The organism is Anthropogastromicrobium aceti, from assembly GCF_020687335.1.
Lineage (GTDB): Bacteria > Bacillota > Clostridia > Lachnospirales > Lachnospiraceae > Anthropogastromicrobium > Anthropogastromicrobium aceti.
In genome coordinates this window covers 12,296-29,745 of record NZ_JAJEQN010000044.1, presented here as the reverse complement: position 1 = coordinate 29,745, position 17,450 = coordinate 12,296, and the positions used below count along the sequence as shown (strand labels likewise).

Below are 17,450 nucleotides of genomic sequence, written 5' to 3'. Positions count from 1 at the left end.
GTTCGACTATTTTTACTTTTTCTACTGGTTCTATCTTACTCTTTCTGAACATGAAAATACCCCCATATAGGACTTTTTTATTTCATTGTCCTATATGAGGGTAGCATATCACAGGAACGCCGGCTCTTTTATTGGGTACACTGGCTCAATTAGTGTCCACGTGGTATTTCTATATGATAACAGCTTTTATTCCAAAATGATATAGCAAGAACTTGCTATCAAGCACTCTTACAACGGTCATTCGATGGCTGAAAATTGTAAGAGTACCTAGCACTACGTCAATATACCTTCTATCAAAATGATAAAGCTATGGTACCACACAAAAAGGTATGATACAATGCAGGTTAGATGCTTCTTATATGCAAAAAAGACCACATTGTTTGCGGCCTTTTTAAACTGTGGCAGAGCTGCGTCAAAAAAGACGCCATAGCCACTTTTGCAGCTTCTGGCGCCTTTGCATAACTTAATTGTAAGCCACTGGGACAGTAATCAAGCCAACGTACCCAATTAAAAGGCCGCCGGACCTGTCCCCGTGGTCACCCCTGTTTTCTTAAATAATTTTCAGAAACATCCGGTACCGTTTCTACTTCGATGTCTATTTCTTTGCCATCAATCTCCAAAGTGATCGTGTCATCAATCTGCATTGGAGATGGCAACACAACATACAAATATGCTCCAAAAAATCTTTCAACTGGATAAGAGGAACTTTTCATTTCAACGTTCACGTTATCATCGCTGCCTTTTAGCTTCATTGTATCAAGCAAAAAATCTCTTTTTGCATTTGAAATTGGATACCGATTGAATAATACCAGCCATGTTTGCCATTCCGATATGCCATCACACTGTAATAGATACAATCCATTCTCTAACTTCTGAATTTTCTTATTAAGAAAAACGGTCTCTGTTTTTAACTCATCCAGATGCCCATCCACATCTAACGCTCGCCCTCGTGCCGAATTCCAATAACTTCCGCTTTGCACACTTTGACATAATCTTTCATACGTCCACTGAGGAGGCCCCGTATAATATACAATCCACGGTTGCGCAAAATAGAAAATACCTCCAATCACTAGCAGTACTATTATCACTTTTATGACATTTTTCTTTTTTCCTTTCATTCCACGTCACCCCTCTTCATTGACTTAATTAGTCCTCTCTAAAGCCACCGTGACAGTAATCAAGCCAATGTACCCAATTAAAAGGCCGCCGAACCTGTCCCCATGGTCACCCCAGCCTATTCTGTCTATGACCAACTATTCCTGCAATCCCCCATGTTAATGCCGCAATAATATCTACTAAAATAACTGTCCAATGATACATTTGATGTACATGAATAAAGCAAGTAAGAATAGTAAGTCCAAACGCAATAGCATAACCCCAATAATATTTTCCAAATTTATTCTGCTTCACACCCCATACTAAAAATAATACAGCTGCTATTACAACACACACTATTAATATCATTCCATATTCACCTCTTTTTATGTTATTTTATAAAATATCACTTCAATTTATCCTACTATTTCCTGTCGTACTATTATTTATTTTCCAATATGTAATGAATGCCACTGGGACAGTAATCAAGCCAATGTACCCAACTAAAAGACCGCCGGACCTGTCACCATGGTCACTTGGTTTTGTCATACATATCTGCTATTATTTCTGCCGGGGTATTTCCCGATACTACAATACACGTTCCTGTAACTTCTTCCTCATCAGAAAGTAATTCATCATATCTCGTCATATCCTCTGCCGTTTTCCAATCTTCCTCTGGAAAACGTGCTTCAATTGACTTGATCTCATCTGAATCCAATGGTTCCCAATAATCCACAAATTTGAATGTGTTTTCACTGTCTTTTTCAAAGGTTGCTGAAACTGCATATTTTCCTGTATAGTCTGCATTACTTTCATATGAGGTAATTCCAAACAATGTAATTGTATCGTCCTGTGTTTCTTCTGATATCACAAAAACCTTTGCAGAAACATCAATATCATTTTCTGAGTTCTGATACCAAGTTTCGTGCATCCATTTAACTGCCCATCCTAAAAGATTAGCATCATCACTGCATCCATCTGGAAAATAAAAATAGGTGTCTTTTGTTGTTACATAAACAACACCGGTATCAAGCTGATCCTGATCAATCTCTAACAACTTCTGATTATCAATTACGTCTGTGTTTTCCTCTGATATGCTCTGAGGCTCTGTCTCTGTAATACTTTCTGACGCAAAAGGTACTTGCATCATATTCATTCCAAACAATAACGCTCCTGTCGAAATACCAAATACTGTTCTCAAAATCTTATTATGACTCATCTGTTTTCCCTCCTTAAAATTTTCTACAGCTCTTGTTACTCTATAGTTGTAGAGTAACATACTATACATAGATTGTCAATTACAAAGATTGACTTCTTGGCTATTTTATTTTAAAATGAAAGAAAAAAGAGGAGGATTATCATTCACATGGAAAAAATGACAGATGTTGAACTTCAGATTATGGATTGCATCTGGTCTATTGGTACAGATGTTTCACCATCGCAAGTTCTAACACTTCTTAATGAACGTTTTCAACGCGGATGGACGCTTCAAACACTATCTACCTACATGCTTCGCATGGCTGGAAAGGGATATCTGACATATCAGCGGAAAGGTCGGGTATCTGTCTATCATCCACTAATCACAAAAGATGCTTATTTTGAGCAAACCGCAGTTGACTATTCAAAAATTTGGGGAAAGGGAGTTTTGAAACGTATGGCTGCCGCTCTAATTAAAGAAAATGAGCTGTCAAAAGACGATATTCAGGACTTAAAGGATTATCTGGATGAGTTGGATTAAATGGGGGTCTGATATTTTCTACGCAATTTTTTATTGTATTATCACCAGCTTTTGTTTCTGGTCATTTTGGAAAATTTTAATTCTCGAAGCAAAACGGTTTCCTTCTTTGGTTTTGATTTGCTATCGGCTGATTCCTCTTGGCATCTTTTGCTTTACGCCATTTTTCTTTCTCACGAAATCAGTAGAAGCATTTTATTCTCCGATCAATCAATGCGAGCACCCCTTTCCTGGTATGGTATTTTTTTGTTCAACAGGCTATGCCAAGATCACTTGGATTCCTCATTCCATATGGCTGATTGGCATTCTTATTAAATGTATTTTCTATATAAAAGATTGTATTTCTCTACGCAAGATTCTTAATCAGTCAACATACTCGCCAAGTGATGCCGCGCTAGATAAAATCGTTCGTGATTTAGTCGAAAGCTTACACCTTACGCATATTCCAAGCATTCGCTACTGCTCATTGACTTCTACGCCGGTCACGGTAAAAGAACATAATTTTATCATTCTGCTTCCGCAGCGCGACTATTCATCGAATGAGCTTTTTGCGATTCTGCTGCATGAAATGATTCACATAAAACATAACGATCTTCGCAAGTTTCAATGGGGACGTATTCTCAATATTATCTTTTGGTTTTATCCGGTAGCCTACCTATTTCGTCGCGATATTGAACTGCTTTGTGAAACAGTATGTGACCGAACAGTTTTAAGTCTTTTGAAGGGTGATTTGTCCCATCATGACTACTTTGCACTCATTTTGTCGCACCTTCAATCTAAGCAGATGATTCCTTCCTGCATTGGATTAAACAACAAAACACAGTTAAAGTACCGAATGTCTACAAGTCGCTCTGCATCTTTTACTCATCGAAAGCAGTCTATCTTATTCTCTATTCTAGCTGGTGTGTTACTTTTCGCCAGTTCATCACTGATCGCTCAGGCAAGTGTTGAGCCAATCGATCAACTAAATTATGACTGGTTTAATGCAACAACTGAGGCTATTGAAATCCCTTGGTATCCACCAGTCTATACTTTTTACACCGATGACGAGGATCCGTCTTATATGGATTCCGTATTTTTAAAAGAACTCGATATGGATAAACTGATTGATACTCGCATCGATGGCGGCATTGAAACTTATTCCTACACACTTGCTCCTGGCGCTCGCGCCGATGATGTTTATCTTTATCTAACACCAGATTCTTCGTTTTGCACTGCTGGAGTTTGCAATGTCACCCCTAATATTCATTTTCGCGTTGGACTTACAGATGGTCATCAGAAAACCTATATCTCCCTTCACGAGAATGGCTATGGAACCCATTTCTCGGTTCCCTCTAGTGGAATCTATCGAATTTTTATGGAAAATGTTGGTTCCACAAGTATCACAATCTTGGGAAGCTATGCATTCGATCCATCCCAAAACATTGATTCCAATCAATAACTTTCGGACAGACACCATTACCTTCCGGGTTACAACTCTTCCAGTCGAAATCATCTTCCGATTTGCACACTTCTTCCGGGTTGCATCCCCTCCCAAGGTCTGCTATAATGGCAACGACACCATTGTAATACATCATCCCAAAGAAAAGAGGGGCAATTCATGAAAACAAAAGTATTTATTGACGGAAGCGAAGGCACTACAGGACTTCGCATTCACGAGCGTCTTGACAATCGCGACGACATTGAACTGTTAACTATAGCACCAGAGCTTCGAAAGGATCCTGCTGAGCGCAGCCGCCTGATAAACTCTTCTGATATCACATTTCTTTGTCTTCCTGACAGCGCAGCCAGAGAGGCTGTTGCTCTCGTAACGAACCCAAATACACGCATTATTGATGCTTCAACTGCACACCGCACTGAGGCTGGCTGGGCTTATGGTTTCCCGGAGCTTTCCGCTAAGCACCGCGAGGCTATTAGAACTGGCAAGCGCATCGCTAATCCTGGCTGCCATGCATCTGGCTTTATCTCACTCGTTTACCCGTTGATCGCAGGCGGCATTCTCCCGACAGACTACCCTGTTGCCTCTTTTTCTCTGACTGGTTACAGCGGCGGCGGCAAAAAAATGATTGCGCAGTATGAGGCATCTGACCGTGACGCAGAGCTTGATGCACCTCGCGAGTATGGTCTTTCTCAGCAGCACAAGCACTTAAAGGAAATGCGACTTATCACAGGATTATCCCGTGCTCCGCTGTTTACCCCTATTGTTTCCGATTATTACAGTGGAATGGTTGTCAATGTTCCTCTGTACACTGATCTGTTAAACACCACTCAGACTCCAGAATCCTTACAGGCATTTTTTGCTGACTACTATGCAAATGAACCTTTCGTAAAGGTTATGCCGCTCGGCGCTGAAAGCGAAATGTCTGGATTTTTAAGCGGCAATCATTTAAGCGGCTATGACGGCATGCAGATCTATATCACTGGAAATGAAAATCGTATTCAGCTGTCTAGTGTCTTCGATAATCTTGGTAAGGGTGCTTCAGGTGCAGCTATTCAGTGCTTTAACATTATGACTGGATGTGATGAAACGAAGGGACTAAATCTTTAAAACAGCGAATACAAAAATGAGAAAGGATTTATTTATGTCACTTCGCCATCAGCCAAAGGCTGCTTTGATTAACGATTTTTCTGGCTTTGGACGCTGTTCTGTAACAGTGGCTCTGCCCATTATATCTCAAATGAAGGTTCAGTGCTGTCCGGTGCTGACCTCCGTTTTTTCTAATCATACGGGATATCCGTCCTTTTACTTTGACGATTACACAGAGAAAATGCCATCCTACATCGCTGAGTGGAAGAAGTTAAATCTCCACTTTGAATGTATCGCAGCTGGATTTTTAGGCTCTGAGCGTCAGATTGAAATCGTAAAGAATTTCATCCGCGATTTCAAGGATGAAACTACTAAGGTTTTAATTGATCCTGTTATGGGTGATCACGGACGCACCTATCAGACCTTCACGCCAGAGATGTGCAGTCAGATGAAGCAGTTAGCACATTTTGCTGACATTCTTACACCTAATTTGACGGAAGCCTGCATTTTAACTGACACGCCATATCACGATGGTCACTGGCAGATGAGTGAGCTGTCTGAACTGGCTCTTTCACTGATTGCCATGGGGCCGTCTAAGGTAGTAATTACTGGTGTCTCTATGGGAACTTTTATAGGAAATGTTATATGTGAATCAGGCGGTACACCTTCTGTAGTGAAAAGGAAACGCGTTGGACAGGAGCGTTCTGGAACAGGCGATATCTTTGCTGCGATTTTGACGGCAGACTGTGCCAACAATGTAGACTTTGAGACTTCTGTGCGAAAGGCAAGCGCATTTGTGCAGCGCTGCATTGAAATAACAGAGGAATTTGAATGTCCTAGAACAGACGGCGTCTGCTTTGAGGAGGTTTTAAACGAATTAAAGGCGTAGCTAAAGCTACGCCCTTTCTTTTTATCAAAAATGCATCATCTCAAGTAAAAACAGCCAGCTCAGTCCATAGTAAACGATAACTGCTATAAGGTCGTTGATCGTTGTAATAAGAGGTCCTGATGCCACTGCCGGATCTATTCCAATCTTGTTGAAAAACATAGGAACTAAAGTTCCTGTCAAGCTTGAAATCACCATGGAGCACATGAGCGCCAGTCCAATGCAGCCTGACACGGCAAATGCAAAGCCTGCCGGACGCCCCTTTACAATCATGATGAAAATGCCAAGCACTATAAATGACAATATTCCCAACAAAAGTCCATCACCAAAGCCAACGCGCACTTCCTTTGCAACTAGGCCAATCTTTTGCTTTACTTCAAGATTCTCATCCATTAAAACACGAACTGTAACTGCCAGTGACTGCGTTCCTGCATTTCCTGACATACCAAGAATGACTGACTGAAACATCATTAAAATTGTCAGCTGTGAGACTACTGACTCGAATATGCCTACAACAGATGAGACTACCATTCCAAGAAACATTAAAACAACCAGCCACGGAAGACGTTTTTTCATACTGTCTAATAGTGGTTCTTTTAAGTCCTCCTCTGCCATCAAACCTGCAAGTCTTGCGTAGTCTTCTCCCATCTCTTCATCAACAACTTCAATAATATTTTGTGCCGTGATGACACCAAGAATCTTATTGTTATTGTCGAGTACAGGAATGGAATCCTCTGAATAGTCTTTTAAGATTTCAATACATTCGCTTATAGACTCGTGGCCATATACATACGGGTATGAGGTGACAATCATATCATCAAGCCTTGTGCCTTCTCTTGCAATGATCAGATCCTTTAGATCAATCGCACCACAGAAGGTATTAGACTCATCAGCCACATAAATCTTTGAAATATTGTCATTCTCAGCGGCCTGCTTTACAAGTGAACGCATAGCCTCCTTGACTGTAAGATTTTCGCGGATCACTATGCAGTTTGTTGTCATTCTGCTTCCTATCTCATCATCATCAAAGGATGCGATCAGCATAATGTCTTTTTTGGACTCCTGATCCATCAAATCAATGATGACAGAGCGTCTGACTTTATCAAGTCCTCGAAGCGCTGCAACTGCTGTATCGGCTTCCAGGCTGCTTATGATCTCAACTGCCTTTCTAATGTCCATTTCCTCTAGATACGGACTGACATCATCTATGCACTCAAATACATCTGAAAGCATATCCATGTTCAGGATATTATAAAGCTTCTTTCGCTCTACTACTGTCAGCTTTTCGAGAACATCAGCTATATCATTTGCATGATAATCCTCAAGCTTTTCACGTGTAACCTTTGGCGAGGTGGTGCTTCTTATGATCTTTATGATCTCTGACTCGTAATCGGGCTTTGCAAACGTCTCATCTTCTGACGGCGTCTCGTTTTCTGTTTCCTGCTCTAATGCCTTTTCGAGTGCCTCATCCTTGGCCTTGTCCTGTTCTAGCTCTTCGTTGTCCATTTCGTCCACCCCCTTTACTAATTTAAAAGTATATCATTTTGCCATTTGCTCGTCAACAAAAGATTGTCTGTCCGATTGAGACAGCATAAATACATGCTTCCTTCACAGGCCGCTTTGTCATCTGCATAAGAGCACGCTTATAGTATGACAGCTGTACCTGGTAGCGTTTTTTAAGCAGCTCTTTAAACTCTTCATCTGTCATATCTTCTGGCTTTTTGTCTGTCTTAAAGTCTATCAGCGTGATATAGTCCTCACCATCTATCCAGGCATCTATGACACCCTGTACACTGACATACTCGTTCTCATCTTTTTCTGACAGCTTTTTGTCATTTTCCATCATCTCTTTAGCTGGCACTCCAAGTATAAACGGCATCTCGCGGTGATACGTTCCTTCTTCCTGCGCTTGCTTGACTTTTTTACCAAGAGGTGTCTGCACAAAATATTCAAAATCTGCTATACGAATCCTCTTTCGCTCCTCAGTACTTATAAGCTCTTGCTGCATAAATGAGGAAAGCTGCGCCCTTAAATCACCTGTAAAATCAAAGTGTTCAAAAAGCCAGTGATAAAGTGTACCGCGCGCCGCACCGCTCATCTTATCTTTTTGCTGTAAAAACTCTGGAAGAAGTTCTTCATCTGGCAGAAGTTTCTGATCTTGCATCTCGGATTCTTGTTTTATAAGCTGTGCAGCAGGCTCTCTTATGTCTGATCCACTTGCTGCAAAGGCTTCCTCCTCGTAGCGTGTCTTTAATTCCGATACTGTAAATGCCGCCTGCAGCTTTGACAGAGGGCTGTCATCATAGCGCACCAAAAAGCGTGACTCGATCAGATTTTTTGCCGTTTCGTCTTCGGTTTTGGTTTTCCAGTTTTCAAGTGCTGTGCGCTTCATTGCTTCCTCTGCACGCCAAAGTGACGTCTGCATAGACAGACTGCTTTTTGTCACAAGCAAAACTGACAGTGGGCTTTCGTCTTTATAACACACACCGTCAAATGGCACATTTATTCCAAGCTGCTCATAAATTGCCTTAAAGCTTTTGTGCTTGCAGGCTGCTGCTGTAATCCAGTCTAAGAAGCTTCCTGCCATCGTAAGCTGGCTGTATGAAAGTTCACGCGCTGTCTTGTCTGTCTCATGAATTTTCTTTTCCAAGTAATCAAAAAGATGATCCTTTGCACCTGTCAGATACAGCTTTTCTCTTGCACGCGTCATTGCAACATATAAAACACGAAGCTCCTCGCCAAGATTTTCAATCATAAGCTGGCTTCTCATGGCCTGCTTCATAACTGTGCTCTCCTTTGTGCGAAGTGTCGGATCTATTGCATCAGTTGCAATGCCGTAATCAACAGAAAACAGCATTGACGCATTCACATCCTGCTTGTTAAAGCTTTTTCCAAGACCTGCCACAAAGCATACAGGAAATTCAAGACCTTTACTCTTATGAATACTCATGACGCGCACCTGATTCTGGGCAAGCTCCTGCGCTGACGCATAGTCAACGGAATATTTCTTTAGTCTGTTGATGTAGCGGACAAATTGGAATACGCCCTGATAGCTTGTCTTTTCAAATGCACCAGCACGCTCAAGAAGCATATCAAGATTTGCTTTTCTTGTCGCAGCGCCAGGCATCGCACTTATAAACTCGTAGTATCCACTGTCTTCTAACACATAGACAAGAAGCTCACGAAGCAAAAGATATCGGCTCTTTCTTCTGTATGTCTCAAGCTGATTAAAAAATGTGCGAAGTCTGCCTGCCAGCTCGTGATAGCCTTCCTTGTTTTTTGCATCGGCTGGATCACTATATTTTTGTGCAAATGATGTGGCAGCATCATAAAGGTGCTTACACTGTGACGGCGGTTCTTCTGCGCGGATAATGGCTAACTCCTCACTGGAAAAATGGCCAATCGGCGAGTGCATTACCGCTGCAAGCGGAATATCTTGCAGTGGATTGTCTATAATTTCAAGCAGATTTAAGATAGTCTGAACCTCAAGTGCACTAAAATATCCGCTTCCAGTATCAGCCGATGCTGATATTCCTTTTGAAAGAAGCACTGAAATCAATTCCTCTGCCCAGCCAGACACAGTACGAAGCAAAATCGCAATATCACGATACTCTGTCAGACGATATGTTTTTTGCTCCTTATCCCAGATATAAAGACCAGACTCTGGATCAGTAATCTCGCGGATTTTTTCTGCAATCATTGCCGCTTCCCACTCTTTGCTGCTGTAGACAGCCTGTGTATCATCATTATCTGGCTTAACAACATCATCACTATCTTCTGTCACATCCTCCAGATCAAGAAGCATAAGCTCAGTGGCTCCTCCTGTCGGGTGCGTATCACATGGCTCATATACAAGACCTGGATAAAGCGCTGCGTCCTTGTCGTACTCCACATTTCCGACTGCCTTATGCATAAGCTGATAGAAGAAAAAGTTTACTGAATCAAGCACGCTTTTTCGGCTTCTGAAATTCTGGTGAAGCTCTATTTTTTGATGTTCGCTCTCCTCTTTTGTATATGTCTCATATTTTTCCATAAAAAGCTCTGGGCGCGCCAGACGAAAGCGATAGATACTCTGCTTAACATCTCCTACCATGAAAAGATTTGGCGGATCTGTCCTTGAAATGCTTGTCAAAATCAGCTCCTGTACGTAGTTGCTGTCCTGATACTCATCTATCATAATCTCCTCGAAGCTTTCACGATACTGTGCTGCTACTAAAGTTGGCTTCTCGCCGTCTGGTGTCTTCTCGCTAAGCACGTTTAATGCCAAATGCTCCAGATCCCCAAAATCGACAAGATTTTTCTTTCGTTTTGCTGCGCTGTAGCGCAAAAGAAAGGCATGTGTCAGGCGCACAAGTTCCTTTACCTGTACCCCCGCAAGATGCTGCTTTTGAAGAAGGCGCTCGTCATCATCGGCAAAGTAATCCTCTGACAGCGATTTTATCTGCTTTTTTGCCTGTTCTCTCATATCCCAGACACGTTTTGCCTTATCCTCGCTGAAAGAATCAGTCTTTTTCTTTCGCGGCTTGCTGCCAAAGCGGATCAGATTGACACGTTCTCTAAGTTCATCATACTTTGATGCCTCTGATGCATATTCAATCATCTGCTGCTCTGATAAAAGGACAGACTCGTAGCTTTCCATGCCGCCCTCATCCTTACAGACAGCGATCATTCTTTTATAGAGCGCTGCCGTCTCAGAAAGGATTGTCCTTAGCTGCTCTGTCATTGTACACATCCACGGCTGCTTTTCAAGCGTCTCCATGCTTTCTGCCCCGTAGCTTTCAATACAATGATTAAGCCAGTCCTCTGGACGCGGATTTGCCACTGCAAAGCCATAGAGCTGCAAAATCAACTGCACGGCACGCTCGTCATCTTTTCCTGGTGCATATGCCTCCATAAAATGAATAAATGATTCACTTGCCTGTTCGTACTCCTCCTCTAAAAGTGCCTCTAGTACATCGGCCTGCAGAAGCTTTAATTCGCCCTCATCTGCAATTCTAAAGCCCGGATCAAGCTCTATCTCCTGAAAATGCTCGCGAAGCACTGACAAGCAAAAACTGTCAATTGTAGTAATATGTGCATGACCAGCTAATACCTCCTGACGGCGCAGATGAGTATTGTCAGGATTCTCCTCTACACGCTTTGCAATTGCTGCCTGCACACGCTCTCTCATCTCGCCTGCCGCAGCGTTAGTAAATGTCACCACGAGAAGACGGTCAATATCAACTGGGTGTGATTCATCACAAATGCGCTCTATAATTCGCTGTACGAGTACTGCCGTCTTTCCGCTTCCTGCTGCCGCTGAAACAAGAAGACTTCTGTCACGCAGGTCAATGACCTGCTTTTGTTCACTTGTCCATGTCATATTGTCAGCCATCTTCCCTCTCCTCTTTGTCCGTCTGCTTATTTTCCTCTCGCGCAATTTCCTGCCATACCTCGTCCTTGTCAAGCGCAGAAAGTCTGCGGTAATGACATCCCTCAAGCTGCAGATCAAAGCCGCAGACAGAACCGTACTCGCAGTATTCACACGGATTCATCTTCTTATACTCATACGGATAAGCGTCAATCTTTCCTCCGTAAATATCTCGTGCCAGATTGAGTGCTTTTTTTCTGGCAAAGTGACCAAGCTCATGCATCTGATCTGCATTTGCTACAAGTGCGCGTGAGGACAGACTGCCATCTTTTTTGTACTCCAATCCTGACACGACATTTCCGCCTTCTGCGTCAATCAAAAGAAGTGATGCCTTTTCTGTGCTTGTAAGGCCATTCATTCTAAGCTCCTTTTGCTGCTTTGCCTCTATCTCTTCCTTTGTCATATCAAAGCCTGACACAATCGGATCCTTCATGTTGTAATAATAAATTCCTGCCGGAATAAGCTTTCTGTTAGGATTTCTTTTTGCCGCCATAGCCATTGCCGCCTCTAAATAAAGCACTAGCTGCAGCTGCAGTCCATAGTACACCTTTCCAAGATCAAGCTTTGTACTTCCTGATTTGTAGTCGATGACCTTTACATAAAGCAAACCGTCTTCCTCAGCAAAGTCCACACGGTCAATCCTTCCTCGAAGCGACAGCTCCAGACCTTCCTCGACTGGAAGCGTCACGCCATTGCCGCCGGCTCTTCCAAAATCAAGCTCGTGCCATGTCTTCTCATAAGCACCATGCTCCCACTGACAGCCAAGCGCCCAGAGTGTTCTGTCTGTCATTCGGCGTATGCGTCCTGCCATGGATTTATTTCGCGCACTGCTGTCAAAAACAGTTGTCTGGTATTCCTCCATGGCCTTTGCCACACTCTCCTCGACGAGCTGATTTCTCTGTGTGTCTGTAATCTCTCTCCAATTTAAATGGCGTTTTTCAAGAAGCTCAAAGAAATGACTAATTGAAGCATGAAAAAGGCTTCCGTAGTCAGCTGCTCCAAGCTCAAACTGGCGGCGTTCCTTTAGCTGAAGGCCATATGTTAAAAAGTGAGCATACGCACAGGCTGCATATTTTTCAAGACGTGAAATAGAAATCTCATGATCACCGCCAAACAGCTTCTTTGCGATTTGCTTGTCTAATTTTTCTGTCTTGTAACCATAGAAAAGTCCTTCGCGCATAATATCTAAGCGCTCTTTAAAAGCTTCATCCTCCATGTAGTAACGATAAAGCTCCTGCCACCACATCTCTTTCTCGCCATCCAGGTAGCTGCGAAGACCATTTATAAGTAGCAGGAAGCCGTCTTTCTTTTGCATCAGTCCCTCTAGTTTTTGATACGCGTCTTCTGCCGCATATGTCTGACATTTTGGAAACAGCTTTGTGATCACATTTTTTAAATGAGCCGGGCGAAGTGCCTTTCCGTCTGCTGATGTCTCACTAAAGCTGACATAAAGCTTTTGAGACGGCTTTGTTAAAAGCAGATACAAATAGTATTGCTGGCAAAATACTTCCTCGCGCGCTGCGAGCGCCAGCTCCATACCGGCGCCCTTTAAAATCTCTCTGTCATAATCTGAAAGAATGCCGCCTCTGTCTGCGCGCTTAGGAAGCAGTCCATCGTTGCAGCCAATGACAAAGAGTACACGAATATGCTCTAGTCTCGTTCTCATCAAATCTCCCACAACGAGACGATCTACAGCAGCTGGAATGAAGCCGACCGAAAGCTCCTCAAAGCCGGAGTCTAAAATATCTGACAGCACACGCACTTCTAATGTTTCATCACCCATCAGCTCTACGATTTGATCAAACAAACCAAGCACCTTTGCATAGACCTGCTCATACTCGCTTGACAAATATTTCTCCCCCGATTCACGAAAAGCCTTTTGCTGTACTTTTAGCTTATATGCGATATCAAATTGCTGCATGAAGGAAAAAAGAGCTGTCATAGCCTCGCGCACAGTTGTATCAGGCTTTTCCCAGACAGTGCGAAGCGGCACAAACCAGTTAAAGATCTGCTCACGAAGCTGATTAAGACGTGATAAATCTTCTTCATCTGCATTGTCATATGGCATAACCCAATGATGCTTCCATCTATTTATTCGCTCAATACCGCCTGCAAGCAGATAATTGTCAAGGCGGTCTAAGTCCTCACAGAGAATGTCTCCGTCAAACGTATTCTCATCGCTTACTACATATGGATTTCTAAGAAATGCCATCACGCTGTCGTAGCTCATCTGCTCCTCTAAAACAGCAAGAGCTTTTTTTACAAATTGAATCAAAGGATGTGTATTTAATCCTTTTTTCTGATCGATAAAATAAGGAATGCCTGCCTGATCAAATACATGTGAAATCTCATCACGATAAACAGATAAATCACCGACAACTACTGCAATCTCGCGGTACGCATATCCTTCGCGCACAAGAGACAAAACTTTTCTAAGTACAAAGCCAAGCTCTTCTGATGGATTTTTCGCAGCAATAATATTAACTGCATCTGTCTGCTTATTCCATGATTTCGGCGGTACCTGATAAAGCTGCTTTTCAAGATGTGCAAGCTCTTCAGCCACTTTTCGTTTTTTTGTCACGTAGCGATGATTTTTTTCCTCACATGAAACATGATGTTCCTTTGCAATCGCCAAAAGCTTATTTTTCATCTCTCGGCTCATAGAGAACAACTCTTCACGTCCGCCCTTTTCATCCTCTGTAACAGCGCATACAACATGCTCTGCGCATTGGAGCATTTCCTCTAATACCTGATACTGCAGCGGTGTAAAACCTGTAAAGCCATCCAATATGATTATGCTTCCGCGAATTTTTTCTGACTGCGGCACAAGACGTGACAAAACGCCAAGAAGCTCCTCTGCTGTTAAATATTCCTCTCCAAGCTCCTTATAAAATGAAGTATAAACCTTTTCAATATCACGCAGCTTTTTTTGAAGAGCAGGACGCTTTTCAAGCGTTGGAAGAACTCCCTCTAAAACTTCTGAGGTGACTTTGTAAGCGCTAAATTCACTGATCACTGATTTTAGCTCTTGAATAAAACCGCTCTGATTTAAATTGCGTCCAAATACCTCAAGGCTTTGCTTTTCCTTTCCTGCAATGCGCCTAAGAATCATCGACTTTCCTGTATCATCAAGCAATACTGCCTGCTTTCCTGCCTGTTCATTCAAGAGACGATGTGCCAGTCTGCCAAAACTCACAACATCAATATTTCCAAGCACATGATCTGGATGCACGGCTGAAAGCTCTCTTTGCACCTGCAAGGTTGCCTGCTCCGGCACAAGAAATATATAATTTTTATCTGGATGTCTGCATGCTTGTGCGCAGATTGTCTCGTACATTACCGCCGTGCGGTCCGATATACTATTTCCTGAAATAAACTGAAGTGCCATGCTCTTTTTTCCTTCCTGATTTGTAACGCCATTCTTTCTGATTCCTGTCACCCGAGCGCAACATCTAAAATCATCATAACCGAAAAACCCACTGCAAACAAGACAGTTCCGATGTTGGAATGGCTGCCTTCTGACATTTCCGGAATCAGTTCCTCCACTACTACGTACAGCATTGCCCCCGCTGCAAAGCTTAAAAGATACGGAAGCACCGGCACTATGATTCCTGCCGCAAGTATCGTAAGTACACCTGCCACTGGCTCTACTGCACCTGACAGCACACCCATTAAAAATGACTTTGTGCGGCTCATACCCTCACCTCTAAGCGGCATTGAAATAATTGCTCCTTCTGGGAAATTTTGAATCGCAATGCCTAGTGATAAAATAAGTGCACTCATAAGAGTGATATTTGAATCGCCGCTTATCCATCCGGCATACACAACTCCAACTGCCATTCCCTCTGGTATGTTATGAATTGTCACGGCAAGAAGCATCTTTGTCGTGCGCGAAAAATTTTTCTTTGGTCCTTCAGATTCTTTGCTGTTTAGATGAAGATGCGGTGTGACGTGATCAAGAAACAGCAAAAAGAAAATGCCAACCCAAAAGCCGACAACTGCCGGAATAAAGGAAAGCTTTCCCATGCTTTCTGACTGCTCAAGTGCCGGAAGCAGCAGACTCCATATAGAAGCAGCTACCATGACACCTGCCGCAAATCCAGTCAGCGCTCGCTGTATCTGTTTATTTAATGTCTTACGCAGGAAAAACACGCAGGCAGAGCCAAGCGATGTTCCTGCAAACGGGATCAAAAGTCCCTGTGCGATAGAAGCTATCATTATTTATCATCCCTTTCTTTTTTATAATTACACTTACTTATAGTATACACAAAAGAAAGGGAAAGTGAAATCAAAACATGCCAAAAGAAGGGTTAGTGATAAAAGATATCTATATAAATTTTTTAATAAAATAACAGCACTGGCTTTATGTCAGTGCTGTTACTAAATTACATTGAAATCCATCCGAATGCATTTGCAACGGAGCTAATAAGAATAATTGCTGCAAAGATTGGGCAGATGTACTTGATCATCACGCAGAAAATCTTCTTTCTGCGAAATGTTCCCTCTCCGTGCAAAACTTCTGCCTCGACTGCCTTGATTCCTGCTGCCCTTGACACAAGAAGACAGATCATGATTGCTGCAATCGGCATCATAACAGAGTTTGTCAGAAAATCAAAGAAATCAAGAAACTGCATTCCAATAATAGTTACATTTGCAAGCGGACCATAGCCAAGACAGGAAAGGCTTCCAAGTGATACCATGATCGCTGCAAGTACAAGTGTAGCTTTCTTACGATTCCAGCCAAGCTCATCCTCAAATGTGGAAACTGCACTCTCAGTCAGCGCAATAGAGCTTGTGACAGCTGCAAATAATACGAGTAAGAAGAACAAAATACCTGCTGCTGTTCCAAAGCCCATATTAGCGAATACCTTTGGAAGAGTGATAAACATAAGTGCCGGACCTGCCTGAAGTGCATCTGGATCACCGCCGGAGAATGCAAATACTGCCGGAATAATCATAAGTCCTGCCATAATCGCAATCGCTGTATCAAAGATTTCTACATTTTTTGTTGAACCTTCAATAGACACATTCTTTTTCATGTAAGAACCAAATGTGATCAAAATACCCATCGCAATTGACAATGAATAAAACATCTGTCCCATCGCTGATACGACTGTCATCCACGAGAAGTTTTCTACATTGGGAATAAGAAAATACTTCACACCTGCCATAGCGCCCGGTCTGCTAACAGAATATACTGCGATAATGACAGACAGCACAACGAGTACTGGCATCATAAACTTTGATACGCGCTCAATTCCATTTCGAACACCTGCAAAGATAATCGCCAATGTAATAAATACGAAAATTAAAAAGCAGATCTCTGTGGCTGCACCACTAGAAATGAATGAAGAAAAATATCCATCTACTGCGACTGTCCCTGCATGTCCAGTCATATACTCAAATAAATATTTGATAACCCATCCTCCGATTACTGAATAATACGGCACAATCAGAATCGGGATGATTGCATTGATCCAACCTCCAAATGACAGCCATTTTGCTTTTCCAAAGCTGTGGAATGCACCAACAGGACTTTTTCCTGTCATTCGTCCTATTGAAGTCTCTGCAACAATCATACTGTATCCAAAGGTCAGTGCCAATATAATATAAATCAGCAAAAAGATTCCTCCGCCGTATTTTGCTGCCAAATACGGAAATCGCCAGATGTTGCCAAGGCCTACTGAAGCACCTGCTGCTGACAAGACAAATCCTAACTTGCCGGAGAAGCTGCTTCTTTTTTTGTTTTCATGTTTACTCAAAACTTCGCCCTTCCTTTTCTATTTATAACGTTATT

General features: G+C 42.4%; 12 protein-coding genes. 4 read left to right on the top strand and 8 right to left on the bottom strand.

Going from position 1 to position 17,450, the window contains the following annotated elements; genetic code table 11:
• Nucleotides 1-536 precede the first annotated feature (536 nt).
• The 3 genes from LKD48_RS13815 to LKD48_RS13805 all read right to left on the bottom strand — a co-directional run bounded on the left by LKD48_RS13815 (nucleotide 537) and on the right by LKD48_RS13805 (nucleotide 2,314).
• Nucleotides 537-1,118 (bottom strand): hypothetical protein, encoded by a 582-nt coding sequence (locus LKD48_RS13815; protein WP_262538408.1) that lies wholly within the window; start codon nucleotides 1,116-1,118, stop codon nucleotides 537-539.
• Between the two features lie 106 nt (nucleotides 1,119-1,224).
• Nucleotides 1,225-1,464 (bottom strand): hypothetical protein, encoded by a 240-nt coding sequence (locus LKD48_RS13810; protein WP_308732319.1) that lies wholly within the window; start codon nucleotides 1,462-1,464, stop codon nucleotides 1,225-1,227.
• 163 nt (nucleotides 1,465-1,627) lie between these two features.
• On the bottom strand, nucleotides 1,628-2,314 hold the full coding sequence (locus LKD48_RS13805; RefSeq protein ID WP_308732318.1) for a hypothetical protein: 687 nt from the start codon (nucleotides 2,312-2,314) through the stop codon (nucleotides 1,628-1,630).
• A 147-nt stretch (nucleotides 2,315-2,461) separates the two neighbouring features.
• Between LKD48_RS13805 and LKD48_RS13800 the strand changes: the two genes are divergently transcribed.
• The 4 genes from LKD48_RS13800 to LKD48_RS13785 all read left to right on the top strand — a co-directional run bounded on the left by LKD48_RS13800 (nucleotide 2,462) and on the right by LKD48_RS13785 (nucleotide 6,246).
• On the top strand, nucleotides 2,462-2,833 hold the full coding sequence (locus LKD48_RS13800) for a BlaI/MecI/CopY family transcriptional regulator (RefSeq protein WP_308732317.1): 372 nt from the start codon (nucleotides 2,462-2,464) through the stop codon (nucleotides 2,831-2,833).
• Nucleotides 2,820-4,271, top strand: coding sequence for a M56 family metallopeptidase (locus LKD48_RS13795; RefSeq protein WP_308732316.1), 1,452 nt, complete (start codon nucleotides 2,820-2,822; stop codon nucleotides 4,269-4,271). Before LKD48_RS13800 ends, LKD48_RS13795 begins: the two co-directional genes overlap by 14 nt.
• 159 nt (nucleotides 4,272-4,430) lie before the next feature.
• Nucleotides 4,431-5,378, top strand: coding sequence for an N-acetyl-gamma-glutamyl-phosphate reductase (argC, locus tag LKD48_RS13790; protein WP_066557547.1), 948 nt, complete (start codon nucleotides 4,431-4,433; stop codon nucleotides 5,376-5,378).
• Between the two features lie 34 nt (nucleotides 5,379-5,412).
• Nucleotides 5,413-6,246, top strand: a complete 834-nt coding sequence (locus LKD48_RS13785) for a pyridoxamine kinase (protein ID WP_066557542.1) — start codon at nucleotides 5,413-5,415, stop codon at nucleotides 6,244-6,246.
• Between the two features lie 24 nt (nucleotides 6,247-6,270).
• Here LKD48_RS13785 and mgtE read toward each other — a convergent pair whose 3' ends face one another.
• The 5 genes from mgtE to LKD48_RS13760 all read right to left on the bottom strand — a co-directional run bounded on the left by mgtE (nucleotide 6,271) and on the right by LKD48_RS13760 (nucleotide 17,415).
• On the bottom strand, nucleotides 6,271-7,749 hold the full coding sequence (gene mgtE / locus LKD48_RS13780; RefSeq protein ID WP_227102097.1) for a magnesium transporter: 1,479 nt from the start codon (nucleotides 7,747-7,749) through the stop codon (nucleotides 6,271-6,273).
• Between the two features lie 52 nt (nucleotides 7,750-7,801).
• The gene (gene addA / locus LKD48_RS13775; protein WP_308732315.1) at nucleotides 7,802-11,617 is read right to left on the bottom strand and encodes a helicase-exonuclease AddAB subunit AddA; all 3,816 of its coding nucleotides are present in this window, start codon (nucleotides 11,615-11,617) and stop codon (nucleotides 7,802-7,804) included.
• Nucleotides 11,610-15,041, bottom strand: a complete 3,432-nt coding sequence (gene addB, locus LKD48_RS13770) for a helicase-exonuclease AddAB subunit AddB (RefSeq protein WP_308732314.1) — start codon at nucleotides 15,039-15,041, stop codon at nucleotides 11,610-11,612. The genes addA and addB overlap by 8 nt, the downstream gene beginning before the upstream one ends.
• A 47-nt stretch (nucleotides 15,042-15,088) precedes the next feature.
• Nucleotides 15,089-15,871 carry a ZIP family metal transporter gene (locus tag LKD48_RS13765; RefSeq protein ID WP_308732313.1) on the bottom strand — a complete coding sequence of 261 codons (783 nt, stop codon included), beginning with the start codon at nucleotides 15,869-15,871 and terminating at the stop codon, nucleotides 15,089-15,091.
• 167 nt (nucleotides 15,872-16,038) lie between these two features.
• Nucleotides 16,039-17,415 carry a sodium-dependent transporter gene (locus LKD48_RS13760; RefSeq protein WP_308732312.1) on the bottom strand — a complete coding sequence of 459 codons (1,377 nt, stop codon included), beginning with the start codon at nucleotides 17,413-17,415 and terminating at the stop codon, nucleotides 16,039-16,041.
• Nucleotides 17,416-17,450 lie beyond the last annotated feature (35 nt).

Bases quoted from the DNA above. Each gene is read 5' to 3' on its own strand.
- addB (WP_308732314.1), bottom strand. From the start codon at position 15,041: ATGGCACTTCAGTTTATTTCAGGAAATAGTATATCGGACCGCACGGCG.
- LKD48_RS13765 (WP_308732313.1), bottom strand. From the start codon at position 15,871: ATGATAGCTTCTATCGCACAGGGACTTTTGATCCCGTTTGCAGGAACA.
- LKD48_RS13815 (WP_262538408.1), bottom strand. From the start codon at position 1,118: ATGAAAGGAAAAAAGAAAAATGTCATAAAAGTGATAATAGTACTGCTA.
- LKD48_RS13800 (WP_308732317.1), top strand. From the start codon at position 2,462: ATGGAAAAAATGACAGATGTTGAACTTCAGATTATGGATTGCATCTGG.
- mgtE (WP_227102097.1), bottom strand. From the start codon at position 7,749: ATGGACAACGAAGAGCTAGAACAGGACAAGGCCAAGGATGAGGCACTC.
- LKD48_RS13805 (WP_308732318.1), bottom strand. From the start codon at position 2,314: ATGAGTCATAATAAGATTTTGAGAACAGTATTTGGTATTTCGACAGGA.
- LKD48_RS13795 (WP_308732316.1), top strand. From the start codon at position 2,820: ATGAGTTGGATTAAATGGGGGTCTGATATTTTCTACGCAATTTTTTAT.
- addA (WP_308732315.1), bottom strand. From the start codon at position 11,617: ATGGCTGACAATATGACATGGACAAGTGAACAAAAGCAGGTCATTGAC.
- LKD48_RS13810 (WP_308732319.1), bottom strand. From the start codon at position 1,464: ATGATATTAATAGTGTGTGTTGTAATAGCAGCTGTATTATTTTTAGTA.
- LKD48_RS13785 (WP_066557542.1), top strand. From the start codon at position 5,413: ATGTCACTTCGCCATCAGCCAAAGGCTGCTTTGATTAACGATTTTTCT.
- argC (WP_066557547.1), top strand. From the start codon at position 4,431: ATGAAAACAAAAGTATTTATTGACGGAAGCGAAGGCACTACAGGACTT.